The following is an 18,760-nucleotide window of genomic DNA, read 5'->3' as shown; positions in this document are numbered from 1 at the left end:
GGGGCAGGCCACCCAGTATAAACGCCATGATCGGATCAGCTCCGATCATGGCGTTTATGCTGGGTGGCAGTTGGAAGTTCCCCTGTGGGGCTGGTAACGATCCCTGTTCAATTCGTCGTGCTGCGTGAGCCGAGGTCCTGTGCTGATCTGATTGGCAACCGGGATGATGATATTTTCCCAGAGTAGACCGTCCCTTGAAAGCATCTGAAAACGCTTGTGCGTGTGGGCGATTCTATTCCGTCAGCCCTGTGAGTGCCGGATGGATGGTCCTCGGGAAACAGTACTACGCTTATAGCCTCTATAACCATTACGCCTATAGTGTCTATATCTCTACTGCCACAGGTTCTTGTAACTCGATCATCCAAACGATCTGCATCCATCAATCTACAGGTACTAGCCTACTGAGAACGGGCGGCCTGGTATCTCCCCAGTTAAAAACAACACAACCGGCTTCAGGTATGACCTAACAATCAGGACATACCGCAATGACCCATTCATTCAAACCCAAACGCATCCCTGGTAACACGAACCTGCGCTATTGGCACGAAGATACCTACGATGGCTACCCGCTCATGATTGAAAAAGGACCCTTCGTTGAGCAGTACTTGGAAAAGCTGTACCAGACTCTGCAATACGCCCTGTCTGATTACGCTCGTGTATTTGCTTTCAGATTTGACTTGAGACTGCCCTGTGGGAAGCCGCTGCCTGATGACGCGATGACCAATCAGGTAATACAGCGCTTTAAGGCGTCACTGGAAGCGCAGATCAGTCATGATCGTGAGCGGGCACGGATGCGCAATGGATCATCACATGACACGTGCGTGAGGCTCTTCTGGGTGAGAGAGGTGGGTCAGGCTGGAAGGCCCCATTACCACTGCATAGTGTTTATCAACCGTGATGCTTACCGCTCGCTGGGCCATATCAAGTCTGAGGGAGTGAATATGTACAAACGGCTCGAGTTGGCCTGGGCAAGCGCGCTTCGTCTACCGATGTCCGGCGTGCAAGGGACAGTGCATATCCCCAAGGAGTCCACATTTCACTTAACTCGGCATGGATATCTTGAGCTCGATGAGTTCTTTCGCCGGTCGAGCTACCTGTGTAAGTCCGCCACGAAGGTCTTTGGTGATGGTCAGCATGGATGTGGAGGGAGTCGGTGCTAAGGGGCGTTGATATGTAAGCGGCTGGCTTGGGTTCAATTGCAGCCGCTGGTCGATGCGTTGCGCGAAGTGGTACTCGGGCAGCAGGTTAAGGGCTAGAAGGTAAGCTGGATGTTGGGTGCGGATTTACCGCCGCCGACTTGTACAGAGAAATTCACTCCTGTGCGTTCACGAGCCTCATGGACAGTGCGTTGTTCGACGCGCATCTGGATTTCTGCGTCAGTAATGACATCCCACTCGGGGCGATTCAATTTGATTGACGGCATGTGCAGTATTTTTTACAAACCATCTGTGGTTTTTCAAACAGTCCATGTTTGCCACGTACTGCATGGTTTAACTGCGCGATTAATACGGCACTGATTAAGCATGAAAATTGGTTGATTGAGCGTCGGTGCTGGTTCTTCGTTTGCAAGGGTGGGGGTGGGGTAGATGACCGTGCGATAATGTTGCAAGAATATGTTTTTCTGAGAAGTCATAGCATCAATACTTCGCCTGTCTGAAAATTTCCGTCGTCATCCACCCACATGAACTGCACTTTGTCTCCGACTTCTACCACTCGGCCGGTTTGAATTACCTGTTTTGTGAACGGCGCCAAGAGGTCAACGTTCAGTGGCATAGTGGTACTACCATGATGAACTTCAGCCCCAGCCAACGTTATGAAGTAAGGCGTCGGGTTTTCGATTTCAACTGCTGTACCATCGGCATTAAATTTAAGGCGACGGGGAGCTTCCTCGGCCCCTTCGGCCAGTGCTCGAGGACGATATATCACTTTCATTTGCGTGCGCATCGTGATTGTCAATCGCGTGTTATCCACAGGCACTGGTTCAATGGGCTTTGGTGGGATTTCGTAAAGATTCAACCAATACAGCGACTCCTGCTTACTCGGCAAAACCTCACCCGTGTAGAGTAAACGCAGGCTGCGCTGCTGCCCCGGCTCCAGTCGGAATATGGGGGGTAATGGCATGATCGGAGCTGAGGCATTTTCAGGGGTAGACTCTAGCGCACCATCATCGACCCACGCCTGCAGGATGACCGGGTAATCATTTCGGTTGATCAGCGCAAGGGATGCTTCTCGATGATCTCCCTGGAAGATGACCCGTGTACGCTCCGCGGTTACGCCAGCAACGGCGTGACCACAGGTAACGGCTATTAGCGTCACAAGAATGATGCTTAGTCTGCTACTGGACACGTATCACCACTTGCGCAGTCGCTTCAATTCGTCCCGCAGTTACAGTGGGACGAACGCCTAGAGTCAGTTTTTCCAAACGGGCTTTGAACGTCTCTCTGAACCAACCATTGCCGTTAACTATGGTTAGCAAATTGGTCGCGCTGCCTATCACCGGATACCAACCGTAGACCCCAGGGCTGCTGCCTTGAGCTGAATTCTCATTAACCAGCAGATTGATCGGGGATCCATCACGTAGCAAACGGATACCTACACCACCTGCGATGCCTGGCTGACCGTAATTGTCAGAAACCAGATAGCGTACGCCCCCATTGATCAACCCTAATCTTGCAGCTGCGACGAATGATCCGGATGAGACCTTAAAGCCTAACGCGGTACCATTGACACCGTCGGTAAAATTGGCGTTCATTTGGCACTTGAAATAAACCTCAAAGGGCACTTCCCGGCTGCCACCGGCATTGAGTTCGCTGATGGAAATTGTTGGGAATGTAACATTCGGCGTAGCGGTAATTACGGCGCAAGTAGGGTACCTCTTGAGAGTCACTTTGCCGTAGAGGCCCACGGCGCCTGGCCAGTTTCCTGGCCATCCAGCATAGTTACCATAGTGAGTCTGACCTACAGTGGGATAGGCTAAACCCGGTCCTTTGATTGCAATGTATCCGTTGGGCTGGGAATAGGAATATAGCTGCGAAGCAGTGTTGGTGGAGTAGTAGTTGTAAGTGGGATCCTTCGGTGCACTGAATAACTCAGCGCGCACCGCACTGAGATTCTTCGCCTTGACCAACTGGAACCCTCGCGAATCAACGTCTAGTCCACTTAAAAGACGTTCCTTCCAAACATCGGTGAAATACTGACCTGTCGCCACGTGAGTAAGGCGCAAAAGGACATTTGGCCATGCTGTACGGTACGCAGAATGGAGCCCGATGGAGCTTCCAACGCTGTCCCCCCCTTGGTACCAACCGCTGTAGACATTGTCTGCATTCGTTGAGAACATTTCATAGACAGCATCTTGCTGACTACACCGATAGAACACACGTTCAGGATCGTAACCGGCGTTTGACCCATACTGAGTAAACGGCGCTACCGAGCTCGCAATCAGAGATGGGTAAGGCTCAAACTCCGGATCACTGACGTTGATGACGCTAGGTAGTCCTAGCGAACCGTTTGAGACGTCGCCTGCACCGGCCCAAGCACCCGCGGTGCCTTCTCCCGGACGAATTTGTGCAGTGGCGGAAGTTGTAGTACTGCCGACCGCGGTGACTTTGTAACAGACCGCTCCGGCCAAAGGTGTATTTAAAAGGATTACTAGGGATATCAGTCGCTTTATGAACGTCATTGCCTTTCCTGATTAGTCATGCAAACACCTACCAAGTGAATCAACGCCTGGTTGGCGCCAGCCGGACTTTCACTGAGGTCATACGGTAATTGACAGCTTTCTTCTGGGCGATCGCCCCATTTCACGCGAAGCTGCCCTTTCTCATCACTTGCGCGAGCGTAGACGTTGCCGCCTTGACCCACCATGCCGAGGTTGACCCCATGCTCGTTGACAACGTCGGCGCCTAGAGGTAGTGACGACCCATCAGCTAATTTGGCGCGGATCAATAACGCATGCCCGGTAAGGGTTTTGAAAGTGACGAGGACGGCTGCCCCCGAGTAGGGTGCCACCTTCCGCTCGGTCTCCAACAGCTCTGCATCCTCGCCTATGCCTCTAGGGTCCAGACCTACAGAGTTATAACGATAAGGTGAAAGCGAAGGCATCACTGCGTAGCCGTTTCTGTCTACGCGTGCGCCCTGGCCACCCCGTATTGCTGAACCGCTCGCTCCCTTGGCTTGTACCAATGCAAACGTATCGCCTACATATGGGCCAAGGGTCACGCCACCACCGTGAAGAACCGCCGCCCCCCGCATGCCGCCGTTGAACTGTTGGTAATTTGAACTCTCCGAGTACCCACCGTTGAAGGTGCCTACAGAAGTCTGATTCTGCAGGGTACCGCTCCAATCCATACCTCTGCGGTCGCTATCACGTCCGGCGGCAAGCGCGTAGCTAAGTGTACGGCCTTCACCAAAAGTGCCGCTTAGCCCGGTCTGAAAGCTGCTTCCTTTTGTGTCCCCGGAGCGACGTGCCACCATAGAGCTCAGGCTCGACGAGTTGTTAGAGCCTCCTAACGGCATCGAAATGCTGAAAGTTAGGCTGTTGTTTTGGCTACGACCTTGCTGTAGATAACCGTCCTCCGGCATCCCCAAATCTCGGCTATCAGTGTTGTTACGGTACCAAGTCGTGCGTTGACGTGAGTAAGCCAGGTTGTAGCTAAGTCGCCCCCATGAATTTGAATAACCAAACTGCGCTTGAATATCGCGACTTTTGCCGTCGTAGTAGTCACTTTTTGAACCCGATAGGTAAACGCTACCGTAGCTGCCCAATGCTTGGTTTACCATTAAGGTCAGTTGGTTGCGTTGCTTGAAGCTGCTCGAATCCCAGCTTTCACCTCGCACGTTCGCGTTACGCGTTCCAACGGCATCGCTCAGATCTCGGTATCCCTCAGTGGAGTATCGATAGCCAGCAAGAGTTAACGTTGTATTGGTCGGCTGGAAAGTGCGACTGTAATTCAGCCCCAGACGCCAACCCTTTGTACGCTGGTTATTCTCGATCGTTGCACTTGAAAAGATGCTGTTAACCCCAAAAGCCCCAAAAGGCGTGGCTAGTACACCGCCACCCAGCAATGCAACATAATCCTGAGCCACGCGAGAGCCTAAGTTAGCGGATAAAGCGTTAGTCAATCCGCGCTGATATGTCAGCTCTAAAAACTTCTCCGTCCCACTGCCGTTTAGCATTAATTCGCCGAAGGTGGCACTGTAGCGCGATAGGCCTGGACGGATGGAATCAGGTACAGCTGCATAGGGTACAGTGAAGCGCGATACACTTCCGTCAGCTTCGACAACTTGTACATCGAGGTCACCGTTGTAGGCCGTTCCGTAGAGGTCGTCGATCATGAACGGGCCCGGGGGAACGCTGACTTCATGAATCTTTCGCCCATCCTGACTGATAATGATCCGCGCGTTGCTGTTCGCCGTGCCACGTACCTGGGGCGCATACTGGCGCTGCGAGTCGGGTAACATGCGGTCATCGGTGGCCAGTCGAGCTCCACGGTAGCCTACACTGCCAAATAGATTGCCCTCGGTGTACGTTTCCCCGATGGTCAACTCGCTACCCCACTCAGGCACGGCCCGCTGTACATAAGTTCGGATACTGTTCCATTGGCCTGGACTGCTACCCTTACTAGCCGAATAGCTATAGCTAGACTGATGCCGAAAGCGCCACAGCCCAACGTTGGCGCCACTGTGGAGCCCTAAATAACCGAAGTTTGAATTGCCGCCCCCCGACGCTTGATAGCTGGAGCGATAAACGTTGGCGTCATAATTCAGAAAAGCCATGCTATTGCCCGGATCCCACTCTTGTGGGCTGATGTATCCGCGCGGCTTAATATCAAGCAAAACCTGAGGGGCGGTGAGCTCCAACCGCAAGCGCGCAGTATCCAGCTTGAAGGAAGCGCCAGGTAAACGGTCGCTCAAGCCTATACAGTCGACCGTCGCGGCGGAGCCTTGTTCACGAGTGCCCCGCGCACTCAAACTTTGACGAAAAAAACTCTCGCTGAAACAAGGCTCCACTGAATCCCCACGCGATCGGAACATCACTTGGCTTCGATTCACAAAGTCATTATTCAGGTACAGATCGACCATGTAACTGCCAGGGTCAATTTGATTGACACGATTGAACCGCTCAATTTTGCCTCCCGCCAGACCAGAGCCAAGTAGCAAATTGTCGTCAAAACTGTAGCTGGCTTCACCATGGGCGAGCCTGGCTATGATGAATACGATGTTACCGAGCGTGACAGGGAAGAGACGATAGCTAACGCAACACTTCATGACTGATTTCTATCCGTGCGCCGTAATCGTTAATCAATTGGGCGCGTAACATATGCGCACCGCCTCCAAGCACCACGGCTTTTTCAGGGCGCCATTCAACCTGACTATAGGGAGCCACCATGCCAGCCTGGAGACGCAGTTCGCGAGCACCAGCGCTGATCGTCGCAGCGCTAAAGGACGCGTAGAAACCGGTGGGGTTATCCACCCGGACACGCCAATCACCATCTGCACTGACAAGACTGAAGCGCAGCTTTTCGGATAACTGATCTGAACTTCCTGGGATATCGGCCGGGCGATAGAACAACTTCAAGCGATTGCGCAACATCAGTAACATCTGATTGCTGTTTGAGTTAGTCAAATTGCGCGGAGGTATTTGAAGTATGTTGAGATGAAATAGCGATTCGCGATCCTTTGGCAGACCCGTGCCTGTGTAGATTATCCGCAGCGTCTGGCCGCTACCGGGAGCTAAGCGTGAGACAGTCGGGTTTATTACGAAAGGCCCTTTCGCCGTGTCGGGCGTAGATGCGGGTTCATCAACATCAACCCAAGCCTGAACGACATTCGGAAAAGTATCTTGGTTGGTCAACTGCACCGTTTTATCCCTATCCTGCCCGCCATATATAACCCGGGTGCCGGTAATTACGACACTCGCCTGTACGAAGGCCGAGAAAACAAATCCTAAAAACATGGAAAGTATTAGTGCTATCACCGAAAGCGAGCACACTGGGTGCGTTTTCATAATTGCCGCTCCTTTAGTGTGCCCGCGCGGCGCGAGCAAGTTCAGCAAGGCTCGATAGATGGGTCAATATGCTAGAGGGTTATTCGTAGCGCACGGTGTACATCAAGGAGCCAAGAACCGGCCCTGGCGTGACGCTGGCAGCCTCAGAAACATATTGCACGGCGTAATCATAGGTGGCCGAGGTCTGACCACTAGCCAGGACGATATCGCCCGCTTTTACCGTAGAGTTGCCGGTTAATTGGACCGGCGTACCGCCCGGGGCATCAAGCAACTGCAAGGCAACACCGCCAGCTCCACCGCTAGCCGTATTCGTTAAGTTGCCAGCGGCCGTGGGATTGGTAGCCTGAAACTCCGCAGTGAATTTATCCTGGCCCGTACTCGGCGCCGCACATCCGGTCAGACGCAGCGTGAAACTTGTCTCTCCAGTGGCTTTACCCACCCCCCCATTTAGCTCACTGACCGGGACGCTCTTGAGGATTACTGTCGGATCGGTGCTTCCGTCCACTACTGCTGAACAGGTCTGGTCGGTAACCTCGCCACTAAAGTTGATGGTGTTGGCGGCATAGGCAAAACCTGGCGCAATAGTAACTAGAGCTGAAGCAATAAAAAACTTACGCAGGAACATAGGTGTTCTTCCCGTTTGACATGAATAGTAGACGTCAAATCTACGTTATGTCACAGCATTCGTTAATAAGACGACTCTTAAAAGTATCTGAGCGCACGTAGCATTCGGCCGGCCTTCAGGTCGGTAATGCTCAACTATTTTGACTGTAAGCGGTCCATAACTCCGGCCATCCGGAGCCGAGTATGAGCCGCCGAGGAAATTGTTGGGACAATGCCGTGGCGAGACTTTTTCAGTAGCCTGAAAAAAGAACATATCCGCAATAGGATCTATAAAGCATGGATCATGATCCATGCCGACTTGTTCGATTATATTGAAGCGTTTTACAGCCGAACGCGTCGTCATAGTCTCCTTCGCGGCGTCAGCCCAGAGCAGTAGGAAAGCGCTTTTCTAAACGTGTTAACTGGCTAGTAACTTTTAAGATCCGTCTTATTCAACCAATGTCTTGCGTTCTTTACTCTTGCAGTGATGAAACTCAAACATTTCCTGCAACCCCTCGATTCGTCCTTTTCGACGCCCAAGGCTGCCCGCAAGCTGCTGCACCTGTTCGCGCTGGCGCTGGTGCTGGGCGTGTATGCCGGTGCCTACAGTTACCTGCGCGCGGCGTTTAGCGAGGAGATCTCGTTGCGACGCAGTTATATGAATGAGGCGATTTCCGATGCGCAGTGTTTTTTTGTCAGCCGCCAGACGCTGCTTAAAACCCTTGGCCTGTCGACGGTGCGCCACACCTCGCCACCGGTCGGCAACCTCAATCAGGTGCCTAACGAAGAAGTGCATATCACCCTCGGCGAGGTGGGCAATATCTGGAGCCTGTGGCTGACCAAGCGCACGCTCGACTACCTGGAGGCCAACCAGGTCAACCTGATCTACGTAGCCCAGAGCGCCCAGCCGGCGGTGGAGCGCTTGTACACCGTGAGGACTGCGCCGGCGGCCGTGCCGACGTCGGTATTGCACCGGCTGATGGCGGTGGACACGGGCAATGTCTCGGTCAGCGATGAACTGTGGCTGACCGAACAGAACCGCCTGGATTCGCCGCTGTATATTTTCACCCTGCTCGATGAGCGTAGTCCTACGTCGGGTTGGCTTGGCCTGGAAGTGGACGGGCCGGACCTGATCGATGCCTTGCAGCACGAAAAAGCTGGCGACTTCATGCTGCTCGACAGCGCCGGTCAGTTGATTTTCAGCAGCGCGCCGCATCAGCCGGCCGCCGCGCAGGCGCTGCGCCAGTATCACTCCACGGCCAGTTTCGGCTGGGAGGGCAGCCGCTGGTTGCCTGACCGCCTGGCCATCCGCAAGCACCTGGGGTATTCCCAGTGGCAGATCGTCTACAGCCTGGAGCTGCGCTCGCTGTTGCCCAGCCTGGCGCTGCCGTTGCTGGTGTGCCTGCTGTTGTGTGCGCTGGCCAGCGTGTTGATGCTGCGGTTGGTGCGGCGCATCGATCAGCGCCTGATTATTCCGGCCGCGCTGCGTATCGAAGCGCTGGTGGAAAGCGAGGCGTTCAGCAGCGCGGTCATCCGTATCGCGCCGGTCGCCCTGTGCGTGTTGCGCCGCAGTGACGGCGCGGTGGTGCTGGAAAACCCCTTGTCGCGCCAGTGGCTGGGCAACGGGCGTGAGCGCGAGCAGCTCTGCCACGACTGGATTCGCCGGGCGTTTGATGACGCCGAACAAAGCAGCACCGACGAGCTGCAAACGGCCGACGGTCGCCACCTGTTCCTGAGTTTCGCGCCCACCCGTTATCAGCGTGAGGAGGTGCTGATCTGCGCGTTCAGCGACATCAGCGAGCGCAAGCAGGTGGAGCTGGCGCTGCAGCAGGCGCGCACCTTGGCGGACGCAGCCAATGAGGCCAAGACGCTGTTTCTGGCGACCATGAGCCATGAAATCCGCACCCCACTGTATGGCGTGCTCGGCACCCTGGAATTGCTGACCCGCACCGACCTCAGCAGTCAGCAGCGCGGCTACCTGAAAGCCATCGAGGGCTCGTCGGCCAACCTGCTGCAGCTGATCTGCGATGTGCTGGATGTGTCAAAGATCGAGGCGGGGCAGCTTTCCCTGGAGCTCACTGTGTTTTCGCCGCTGGACCTGGTGCAGGAGGTGGTTCAAGGCTACGCCGGCGCTGCGCAGAGCAAGGGCCTACAGCTGTTCGCGTGCCTCGACCCGCAATTGCCCGACCGTGTGCGCGGCGATGTCACGCGTATCCGCCAGATCCTCAATAACCTGCTCAACAATGCGCTGAAGTTCACCGAGAGCGGGCGGATCGTATTGCGCTTGCGCCTGGAGAGCCGCGAAGGCGAGCGCGCGATGTTGCAGTGGCAAGTGGTCGACACCGGCAAGGGCATTGCGGCGCAAGACCAGCAGTACTTGTTTGAACCGTTTTTCCAGGCCAGCGGCAATGCCAATGTGGTAGCGGGCACCGGGCTCGGGCTGTCGATCTGCAAGCGCCTGGTGCATTTGATGAACGGCACGCTGCGCGTTGTCAGCGAGCCGGGCCTGGGCAGCAGTTTTACCTTCACCTTGCCGTTGGAGCAGGTGACGGCCTACGAGGATGAGCATGAGCCATGGGCGCTGCCGCTGCTGGGCGAGCGCGTCTACGTGGTGTCGCCGGTGCGTGAGCTGGCCGAAAGCATTGGCGGTTGGCTGCGGCGTTGGGGTGCGCGGGCGCAATTGGGCCTGCCCGAATCGGTCGAGGCCGACCCTGGCGCGGTGCTGGTGGAGCTTTACCCCGGCCCCATAGAGACCGGCCAACGGCTGCGCTGGTGCGGGCCACGGGTGACGGCGGCCGCCGATGAGCATGGTGTTTACCAGGGCCCTGGCGCGTGCTGGCAGATCGGCCTGAACAACCTGCATGCGCTTAACCGCGCGGTCAGCCGCGCCCAGGGCGTCGAGGAACAGCTATTGCAGGTCCCCAGCGAAGCACCGGCCAAGCTCAACCTGAACCTGCGCCTGCTGGTGGCTGAAGACAACCTGATCAACCAGCTGATCCTGCGCGATCAACTCGAAGAACTCGGCTGCAGTGTGGTGCTGGCGGGCGATGGCATCGAAGCGTTGTCGCTGTGGGGCGAAACCGCGTTCGACATGATCCTCACCGACGTCAACATGCCACGCATGAACGGTTACGAGCTCACCGAGCAACTGCGTCGCCTCGGGTGCGCGCTGCCGATCATCGGCGCCACCGCCAACGCGATGCTCGACGAAGCCGAGCGCTGCCTCAACGCGGGCATGGACCATTGCCTGGTCAAGCCTTTCACCCTGCGTGCCCTGTATCAATGCCTACAGGGCTACCAAAGGAGCGTGCTGTGAGTGCCTACCGCGTGCTCATCGTGGAGGACCATCCCTTTCAGCATGAGTACTTGATCAACGTGTTCCAGGCCGCCGGCGGCTTTGACGTCGACGTGGTCTGGGATGGCGCCAGCGCCTTGCAGCGCCTGGCTCGCCAGCGCTATGACCTGTTGCTCAGCGACCTGATGATGCCGGGGATGGACGGCGTGCAGTTGATCCAGCAACTGGCGCGCCTCCAGGCCCCGCCGGCCCTGGCGCTGATGAGCGTGGCGTCACGGCGCATGCTGGTCGGCGCGGGGCAGGTGGCGGGCAACCTGGGCCTGACCGTGGCCGGTTTGATCTCCAAGCCAGTGCGTGAGCCGCAAGTGCGCACCCTGCGCGATTGCCTCGACAAACTCGCCGAACAGGTCCGCGCGCCGTGCTGCCATCGCGGTCTCAGCCTGGCGCGGGAGAACCTAGTGCGGGCCTTGGGCAACGGCGAAATCCAGGCCTGGTTCCAACCAAAAAAATCCCTGCATGACGGGCGCATCGTCGGCGCCGAAGCCCTGGCGCGCTGGGTGCACCCGGTTGAAGGGCTGTTGCTGCCGAGAGAGTTCCTCGGCGAAATCGAGCGCCTCGGCCTGGAAACCCGGCTGCTGACCTGCATCCTCGCCCAGACCCTGACCGCCCAGGCCCAGTGGGCGCAGCTCGGTTATCGGCTGCCGGTGTCGATCAATCTGCCCACCCACTTGCTCGACGAATGCGACCTGGTCGACCGCCTGCTGGCCCAGGTGCAGCAGGGCGATGCCGAGCCGCGACAAATTACCTTCGAGCTGATGGAAAGCTCCACCACACAGTTGCCCAGCAACTACTACGCTGGAGCATGCCGCCTGCGCATGATGGGCTTTGGCCTGGCACAGGACGATTTCGGCAAGGGTTTCAGCTCCTATTTCAATCTGGTCTCCACGCCGTTCAACGAAGTGAAGATCGACCGTTCGCTGGTGCATGGCTGCGCCGAGAACGAGAGCCTGGCCTCGGCGTTGCAGAGCATCGTCGAGCTGGGCCGAAAGCTGGGGCTGACCACCATTGCCGAGGGCGCCGAGACCCAGGCGGATTTGGCGGTGTTGCGGCGTATACGCTGCGACCAGGTGCAAGGCTTCCTGATCTCTCAGGGCGTGACGGCAGATAAATTCAGTGCGTTGCTGATCGAAGATGGCCCTGCGCCAGCACTTATCTGAGTCGCCGGGGTCACACAGTCAAGAAGCCCGAAGGAAGGGTCGCCCGGTGCGCCGGGCGTTATTGGCCAATGCCGGGAGCGTTGCATAGGCCCCACATCCTGATTCAGGCTTTTTTGGTACTGACGATGAAACATGCAAGTCTGCGTCTGGACAAACTGGCGCAAAGCTCTCAACGCTTGAACAAAGCCCTGTTGCTGCTCACCGGGCTGGCCCTGTTGCTGTCCAGTAGTTGCTATTGGGTGGTGTCGCGGTTGCTGGATGCGGAGCAGGAAAAGGTCGCGTTCCACTTCGCCCGCGTGGTGGAAATCATCCATGAGCACGAGGCGTTCCTGCGCAATGTGGCCACCGGCTACAGCCGCAGCCATGCGCCCCCGCTGCCTTCCGTGCAATCCACCGAAGTGGTGGAGTTGCAGCGTGACGCCGGGCAAGTGGTGTTGCAGGCCAAGGGTTTTGCCTTGTCGTTGCCGTTCACCTTGTCCCACGCGGCCGGGTTTACGGCGGATGACACGCGCCGGGCGCTGGCGTTTGGCGTGCAGTTGAGCGACTACTACGGCAGTTATTGGGCCAGCTCGTTTTATGCTTCGCCGCAGCTGTTCGTGTTTACCCCCAACGACGAGGCCAGCCTGGCCGTGCCCGGTATCGGCGGCCTGCGCCAGCACCAGCCATTGTTGCGTGAGCAGTACCGTGGGGTGGTGAGCCGCTTGCACCAGTTGCAGCAGAGCCAAAGCCTGCTGCTTACCGACAGCCGTGTGCGCTGGATGCGTGCGCCGTTGCAGTTGTATAAGAACAGCCGCAGCGTGGTGGCGATGATCGGCCTCGATGCGCCCGCCGCCCTCCTGCCTGCCAATCAACCGCAGGGAATGCTCAGCTTGGCGGCGGTGGTGGATACCTCGCAGGTCGATGAGTTCGAGCGGGTGCTGCAATTGTCGGTGTACAACCAGTTCACCCTGATTTCGCCGCAGGGCGATGTGCTGCTCGGCAGCCTGGGCGATGAACAGATGGCGCCGCTGGGCCTGAGCTTCAACAGCCAGGGCTTGCGCTTCAAGATGCTCAGCGAAGGCGGCGAACATTGGACCGGCTTGTACGCGATCAGCTATCAGGATTTCCTGCGCTACGCCAAGTGGCCGCTGCTGGGCCTGGGCCTGACGTTCCTCGCCGCGGTATTGCTAGGCTGGTGGATCAACCATTGGTACAAGACCCGTATCGTTAGCCCGGCCCAGCGCGCACAGGAGCGTTTGTTCGAGAGTGAAGCCTTCAACCGCATCATGCTGCACAACGCCCCGGCGGGCCTGTGCGTGGTGCGGCGTAGCGACTGCCAGTTGCTGCTGGAAAACCAGCGTGCCCTGCAATTGGGTGGCACCGCGCAACTGGTCGAGGTACTCAGGACCAACGACGGCCCGGACACACCCGGCGAGATGTGCCTGGCGGTGCAGGGGCGTTACCTGCAGGTCGTGGTGGTCGCCGCGCGCTACGAGGGCGAGGACGTATTCCTCTGCGGCTGCAACGACATCACCCTGCACGTGGATGAAACTCTGCAGCTGGACCTGGCCCGCCAGCAAGCCACTGCGGCCAACGAGGCCAAGACCGTGTTCCTGGCGACCATGAGCCACGAGATCCGCACGCCCTTGTATGGTGTGCTGGGCAATCTGGAGTTGATGGCCTTGACCGACATGAGCGAGCGCCAGCGCCAGTACCTGGAAATTATCCAGGGCTCCTCCACTGTGCTGTTCCAACTGATCAGCAACGTACTGGACGTGTCGAAGATCGAGTCCGGGCAAATGGCCGTGGAAGCTGCGCCGTTCGGTCCGCACCAATTGGTCGAAGAATCGGTGCTGGGCTTCACCGCCACGGCGCGCAACAAAGGCCTGCAGATCGATGCAGAAATCGATCCGCAAGCGCCGCTGCAACTGCTCGGCGATGCAGGGCGCATCCGCCAGATCCTGCATAACCTGTTGGGCAATGCGATCAAGTTCACCGAGTCCGGGCGCGTGCGTCTGCGCCTGACCGTGCAAGAGCTGCTCGAGGACCAGGTGGCGCTGCAATGGCAGGTCACCGACACCGGCGTGGGCATTCCGGAGAAGGCCCTGGACCAATTGTTCAAACCCTTCTATCAAGTGGCGGGCGGCCAGGACGGTAACGGCGCGGGCCTGGGCTTGTCGATCTGTTCGCGCCTGAGCGAATTGATGGGCGGCACCATGCGTGTGGTCAGTGAGCCGGGCCTGGGCAGCAGTTTCTCGTTGTTTATCACCTTGCCGATCGTCAGCAGCAGCGAGTCGGTGGCCAGCTCGGTACTCGCGGAACCATGCCTGGATGCGCCATGCCTGAACGTGCGCGTGCTGGTGGCCGAAGACAACCCGGTCAGCCAGGCGGTCCTGCAGGAGCAACTTGAAGCCCTGGGCGCCAAGGCCACGGTGGCGCGAGATGGCAAGCATGCGTTGCAGATCTGGGGTTCGCAGCCGTTCGACCTGGTTATCACCGACATCAACATGCCGCGCCTCAACGGCTACGACCTGGCCCGCGCCCTGCGCGAGCAAGGCGTGCAGGTGCCGATCATCGGCGTCACCGCCAACGCCCTGCGTGAAGAGGGCGAGCGCTGCCTGGCGGTGGGTATGAATGCCTGGGTGGTCAAGCCGCTTAGCATGAACATGCTGCGCCAGGCCTTGATGTCGCACTGTCGCCGCGCGACGGCCCTGGCCGTGCCGACGCCAGACCACGATCACGACCGCGAAGGCTGGATCGAGCTGTCCCCGGCCATGCGTCAGCTGATGGGCGACACCTTGCTGGTCGATGTGCAACAGATCGAGCAGGGCCTGGTCGCCGGCGATTCCACCCTCGTTTGCCAGCGCCTGCACAGCCTCAACGGAGCGTTGGCCAGTGTGCACGCGCTAGCTCTATCCAGTGCGTGTCAGACATGGGAAAACTCGTTGTACAACCGGTTGCTTGACCGTAATACCACCAGCGAGATCCGGGTTTTGTGCGCACGGCTTTCTAAGGTGGCTCAATGTTTGTTGGCCGAGTCGAGAAATCATTATAAAGAGGATGAGTGATGCGGAAAATAAGCGTTGTGATTGCTGATGATCACGCAATTGTAGTTTTCGGGGTGCGAGAGATTGTACGGCGTGATTCTCGCTATCAACTGGTTGGCGAGGCTGTCAATTCCAGTGAACTGGTCGCGCAACTGAGCATTCATCGGCCACAAGTGTTGATCACCGATTTCAATATGCCTGGCGACGACAACTATGGCGACGGCTTCAAGCTTGTTGAGTACATCCTGCGCCACTTTCCCGAAACAAAGGTGCTTGTGCTAACCATGGTGTCCAACAACCTTATTCTCACTCGCTTGCAAGAACTGGGCGTGGCGGGGGTAATACAGAAGAGCCACCTGCATGGAGAGGTTGAAAGAGCATTGAGTGCATTTATTTCCGATGGCACCTTTCATGCTGACGCGGCCAAACCGTTGCTATACAACGCATCCAGTGTGCAAGAGCGCTTTCAAAATCTTTCGCCGCGTGAGATGGAAGTGCTTCGTTTATTCGTGACAGGCATGACTGTCAGCGACATTGCGCGGCAGGTGAGCCGCAGCAACAAGACCGTGAGCGCGCAGAAAGTCGCCGCCATGCGCAAGCTGGGCGTGGACAGTGACCAAGCGCTGCTGACCTATTGCATCGAGGCCCGGCAGTTTCAGTAATCAGCTGTACGTCACCTGCTTCAACAGAGTGGCGCTCAGCGTGCCGAGTTCGACCATTTGCGCCTCGATGTTGATATCTAGCGCTTTGCCAGAACGGGAGCAGGGCGAGCACGAAATACGCGTTCAAACGCATGATAGGGGACCTCTGGAAGCCCGTAGTCGATGTGTTCAGTGGCAGCTTTTTGCCGATACGCGCGTCGGCGATCTGGATCGCGAAGCTGCAGTTGCCCAGGCTGATGGTGACGTTTTTCTCTTTGGCGGTGGAGCCGACGGTTGGTGCGAAGTCAGCGATGCGTACCGCTTCCAGGGTAATGGACTTGTATACGTCTCCGACGGTGGTGGCGCGAACTGACGGAACCGGCGAATTTGATCTGCACGTCCGCTGCCTGTCAGCACGCGAGGATGAGCTGGCTCCGTTTGTAAAACACTATAGTGCATCTGTGAGAGATGAATGATTGGGTGCCACGCTCATTAGGCAAGCCAGCGCACTTTGTATTCCACTTTTTGAAAATACCTATAAGACGAATCTTAAAAAAAAGATATTTAGTGCAAAAATTAATACCTTGACGATAGAGCGTCGCTCAGTAACCGACCGCACCATAACAAAATGGCTAAGCCGGGAAGAAGCGATATACGTAGTGCTTCGAGTAGGGCCTCGATCTCGAAAGGGGGTAGGTGAAGAGAGGTGGCCTCATCTACCACCTGACGCCGAACATCCAGTGTTTATTTAGCTTAAGATCTGCCTTGTTCCACTCTGATCAGTTGGCGTTTAAACTAGATTAATAAAATTTCTTGAGGGTAGAGAGTCAGCCGAAATGCCTAATAGTAACGGAAAAATTATAGTTTTGTGTTGTCATTCGGGCGTGCTATTAAATTACAGTGTGCTACTCGGCAGGTTGCAGCGCTATAACGTAAGTTTATGCTCGAGTGTTGATGAGGTCATGTGCTCGCTCAAAAAAGTAGGCGGGGCTGATTTTTTGATTTTTGATGAATTTAAGTTTAGTAAGGATAATAGGATGGATGTGTTTAGAATGAATGCCGAAGGCAAAATAAAAAGATTCCTATTTATAGAGAGTCTTTTTCCTGGCGCACGCGCCTCAGTGAATGGTTGGGCGAAATCTAATAATATTCCACTGCAACACATCATAAAAAATCCCATATCAATGCCTGAGTTGAAGGCCTGCCTGGATCTAATCAGTCATAAGGAATAGGTCTGAATTAGTCTCCCTCCGGCTAAGAATTAACTCCAGAATTTTTTTGTTGGTGAAGATTCTTCACTCTGAGCGTTTCGCCAAGGAAGTCAATCTCTGCTGGCGGACCATTACCACTTTAAGCGGCGGTCGAGCTCCGTCTGAGCCGTTCGGTTGATGTTGCTGTCTACAGCCTTGTTGCTCGAAAACTGTGTGTCGTGGGGCTCTCTAGTTTTCATAACCCATTAGAAGGGCCAGGTTGCGGATGTTGGCGGAAAACGTTGGAGTGTTTTCATAAGGGCTCCACTGTCTATAAGGATAAGGCCTCCGTGAAACCCTGTGCGGTTCACCGGCTCTCCGTTTTGAGCATTGCCATCGCTAGTGCCCGCGCCGCCGGGAGCAAGTGCTCGATACTCGATGCGTTATGAGTGTGTACAACTTCTGCGACCCGCTGAAACTCAATGACATCTAAAGATGCGCAACACGGTTTACGTTAAGAATTGTCTTGTCCCGCCGAATGGGTTGAGTTGCTAGGATTGAAATGTGCGCGGAGCAAGTTTTGGTTGTGTGCTTATGTTATTAAATGTCGCACATGGCGAGAAGGCTTTGTGTTAGCCCTCTTTCTTTAGGTTTAAAAATTTCGTCAATTGAAAAAGGAAGTCAACTGAGAATTTTAACTCTAAAAAAGTACGTTGTTCTCAGTTCGCTGGTATTGTCCAAGGCGCCTGCTATGTCTCATGCTGTCGATGGTGTCGTCAATTTCTCGGGGAGTATTACCGACGTTATCTGAGATATCAACGACAAGGGGCCGGGTGAAGATAACGTGACGAATGTATACCTGGGGAAGGTGGCGCCCAGTGAGTTTAAGAGCATAGGTACACCTTCTAATTTTGTCCCCTTCAAGCTACAGCTCTCCGGTGTTTCATGTAAAAACGATAGCAAGGTGTCCATCGCTTTTGATCAGGTGAGTAACGTTGATCCGGTAACCTTAAACTAATTGGAACTTTAGCGGCCTCCGGTGTGCAGATCCAGATATTCAACGATGTATCGGGAGTACAAAGATTTCATTGGCTCAAGCTGAGATTGCACCTCAAGTTGCCACTATTGAAAATAATAAAGCGACCTTGGCTTACAAGGCGTCTTATGTGTCCACGGCTGATGATGTGACCCGGGCTCCGGTATTTCCTTTGTTCGTTACACTCTTTCCTACCAATAGAAAATTGAATAAGGGGTAGGTGATGACGCCGATAACGCGTTATTTCGCTCTCGTCATCGGCGTTATACTCATGGGTATTCTGCCCGGTATTGCCCAAGCTGCAATCGTGGTGCAGGGTGCTCGGGTAGTTTTTTCGGAAAAAAGCCATGAGGTCGCCGTCAGAATCAATAATACTAGTGCTGCCCCGGTGTTGCTTCAAAGTTGGGTGGATGATGGGCAGGCGACGGTTTCGCCAGAAGATCTACACGTGCCATTTATCGTTGCGCCAGCGGTCAGTCGTGTCGATCCATCTAGTGCAGCAGTTCTTCGCATCAGTGTAATGCAGCCTCAACTACCGAACGATCGCGAGTCGTTGTTCTGGCTTAATGTACTGGAGACACCTCCTCGCAGTCCCGGTGATGAAACGGTGCTGCAGTTTTTTTCCGCACGCGTATCACGCTGTTTTATCGACCCCTGTCACTGCATGCAAATGCAGCCGATCCCGGTGAAAGGCTCACCTGGAAGCTAATTCGTAAAGGTGGGATAAGGATCCTGGGTATTCGGTG

General features: G+C 55.9%; 12 protein-coding genes and 2 pseudogenes. 9 read left to right on the top strand and 5 right to left on the bottom strand.

Features of this window, described 5'->3' with window-relative positions:
- The first annotated feature begins 485 nt into the window (after positions 1-485).
- A complete protein-coding gene (locus BLU75_RS15215; RefSeq protein WP_084378967.1) occupies positions 486-1,160 on the top strand; it encodes an inovirus Gp2 family protein in 675 nt (224 codons plus the stop codon).
- Positions 1,161-1,629: 469 nt separating this feature from the next.
- Here BLU75_RS15215 and BLU75_RS15210 read toward each other — a convergent pair whose 3' ends face one another.
- The 5 genes from BLU75_RS15210 to BLU75_RS15190 form a co-directional block, all read right to left on the bottom strand.
- Positions 1,630-2,346, bottom strand: coding sequence for a fimbrial biogenesis chaperone (locus tag BLU75_RS15210; RefSeq protein ID WP_084378966.1), 717 nt, complete (start codon positions 2,344-2,346; stop codon positions 1,630-1,632).
- Positions 2,336-3,679 carry a fimbrial protein gene (locus BLU75_RS15205; protein ID WP_084378965.1) on the bottom strand — a complete coding sequence of 448 codons (1,344 nt, stop codon included), beginning with the start codon at positions 3,677-3,679 and terminating at the stop codon, positions 2,336-2,338. The genes BLU75_RS15210 and BLU75_RS15205 overlap by 11 nt, the downstream gene beginning before the upstream one ends.
- Positions 3,676-6,267, bottom strand: a complete 2,592-nt coding sequence (locus tag BLU75_RS15200) for a fimbria/pilus outer membrane usher protein (RefSeq protein ID WP_084378964.1) — start codon at positions 6,265-6,267, stop codon at positions 3,676-3,678. Before BLU75_RS15200 ends, BLU75_RS15205 begins: the two co-directional genes overlap by 4 nt.
- The gene (locus tag BLU75_RS15195) at positions 6,251-6,955 is read right to left on the bottom strand and encodes a fimbrial biogenesis chaperone (RefSeq protein ID WP_231982677.1); all 705 of its coding nucleotides are present in this window, start codon (positions 6,953-6,955) and stop codon (positions 6,251-6,253) included. The genes BLU75_RS15200 and BLU75_RS15195 overlap by 17 nt, the downstream gene beginning before the upstream one ends.
- Before the next feature lie 130 nt (positions 6,956-7,085).
- Positions 7,086-7,631 carry a fimbrial protein gene (locus BLU75_RS15190; protein WP_084378962.1) on the bottom strand — a complete coding sequence of 182 codons (546 nt, stop codon included), beginning with the start codon at positions 7,629-7,631 and terminating at the stop codon, positions 7,086-7,088.
- Positions 7,632-7,807: 176 nt separating this feature from the next.
- Between BLU75_RS15190 and BLU75_RS15185 the strand changes: the two are divergent.
- The 8 genes and pseudogenes from BLU75_RS15185 to BLU75_RS15145 form a co-directional block, all read left to right on the top strand.
- Positions 7,808-8,006, top strand: a pseudogene (locus BLU75_RS15185) (IS3 family transposase); the annotation flags it as partial.
- Positions 8,007-8,096: 90 nt separating this feature from the next.
- Positions 8,097-10,925 (top strand): ATP-binding protein, encoded by a 2,829-nt coding sequence (locus BLU75_RS15180; protein ID WP_084378961.1) that lies wholly within the window; start codon positions 8,097-8,099, stop codon positions 10,923-10,925.
- On the top strand, positions 10,922-12,121 hold the full coding sequence (gene pvrR / locus BLU75_RS15175; RefSeq protein WP_084378960.1) for a response regulator cyclic di-GMP phosphodiesterase PvrR: 1,200 nt from the start codon (positions 10,922-10,924) through the stop codon (positions 12,119-12,121). The genes BLU75_RS15180 and pvrR overlap by 4 nt, the downstream gene beginning before the upstream one ends.
- Before the next feature lie 125 nt (positions 12,122-12,246).
- Positions 12,247-15,168, top strand: coding sequence for an ATP-binding protein (locus tag BLU75_RS15170; RefSeq protein ID WP_084378994.1), 2,922 nt, complete (start codon positions 12,247-12,249; stop codon positions 15,166-15,168).
- Entirely contained in the window at positions 15,168-15,809 is a 642-nt protein-coding gene (locus BLU75_RS15165; RefSeq protein WP_084378959.1) for a response regulator, read from the top strand. The genes BLU75_RS15170 and BLU75_RS15165 overlap by 1 nt, the downstream gene beginning before the upstream one ends.
- An 815-nt stretch (positions 15,810-16,624) precedes the next feature.
- Positions 16,625-17,020 (top strand): hypothetical protein, encoded by a 396-nt coding sequence (locus tag BLU75_RS15155; RefSeq protein ID WP_130909421.1) that lies wholly within the window; start codon positions 16,625-16,627, stop codon positions 17,018-17,020.
- Between the two features lie 685 nt (positions 17,021-17,705).
- A pseudogene (locus BLU75_RS28335) lies at positions 17,706-18,215 on the top strand (fimbrial protein).
- A 22-nt stretch (positions 18,216-18,237) separates the two neighbouring features.
- Positions 18,238-18,723, top strand: a complete 486-nt coding sequence (locus BLU75_RS15145) for a fimbrial biogenesis chaperone (protein ID WP_084378957.1) — start codon at positions 18,238-18,240, stop codon at positions 18,721-18,723.
- The last annotated feature ends 37 nt before the right edge of the window (positions 18,724-18,760 follow it).

The organism is Pseudomonas mucidolens (assembly GCF_900106045.1).
In the GTDB taxonomy this organism is placed as follows: Bacteria; Pseudomonadota; Gammaproteobacteria; order Pseudomonadales; family Pseudomonadaceae; genus Aquipseudomonas; species Aquipseudomonas mucidolens.
Note: the sequence above shows the minus strand (reverse complement) of the source record. Positions and strands in the feature narration are given on the sequence as shown.

What these genes read in the sequence shown, in the direction of transcription:
- BLU75_RS15215 (WP_084378967.1), top strand. Translation starts at nt 486, where the DNA reads ATGACCCATTCATTCAAACCCAAACGCATCCCTGGTAACACGAACCTG.
- BLU75_RS15205 (WP_084378965.1), bottom strand. Translation starts at nt 3,679, where the DNA reads ATGACGTTCATAAAGCGACTGATATCCCTAGTAATCCTTTTAAATACA.
- BLU75_RS15200 (WP_084378964.1), bottom strand. Translation starts at nt 6,267, where the DNA reads ATGAAGTGTTGCGTTAGCTATCGTCTCTTCCCTGTCACGCTCGGTAAC.
- BLU75_RS15195 (WP_231982677.1), bottom strand. Translation starts at nt 6,955, where the DNA reads ATGTTTTTAGGATTTGTTTTCTCGGCCTTCGTACAGGCGAGTGTCGTA.
- BLU75_RS15190 (WP_084378962.1), bottom strand. Translation starts at nt 7,631, where the DNA reads ATGTTCCTGCGTAAGTTTTTTATTGCTTCAGCTCTAGTTACTATTGCG.
- BLU75_RS15180 (WP_084378961.1), top strand. Translation starts at nt 8,097, where the DNA reads ATGAAACTCAAACATTTCCTGCAACCCCTCGATTCGTCCTTTTCGACG.
- BLU75_RS15170 (WP_084378994.1), top strand. Translation starts at nt 12,247, where the DNA reads ATGAAACATGCAAGTCTGCGTCTGGACAAACTGGCGCAAAGCTCTCAA.
- BLU75_RS15165 (WP_084378959.1), top strand. Translation starts at nt 15,168, where the DNA reads ATGCGGAAAATAAGCGTTGTGATTGCTGATGATCACGCAATTGTAGTT.
- BLU75_RS15155 (WP_130909421.1), top strand. Translation starts at nt 16,625, where the DNA reads ATGCCTAATAGTAACGGAAAAATTATAGTTTTGTGTTGTCATTCGGGC.
- BLU75_RS15145 (WP_084378957.1), top strand. Translation starts at nt 18,238, where the DNA reads ATGACGCCGATAACGCGTTATTTCGCTCTCGTCATCGGCGTTATACTC.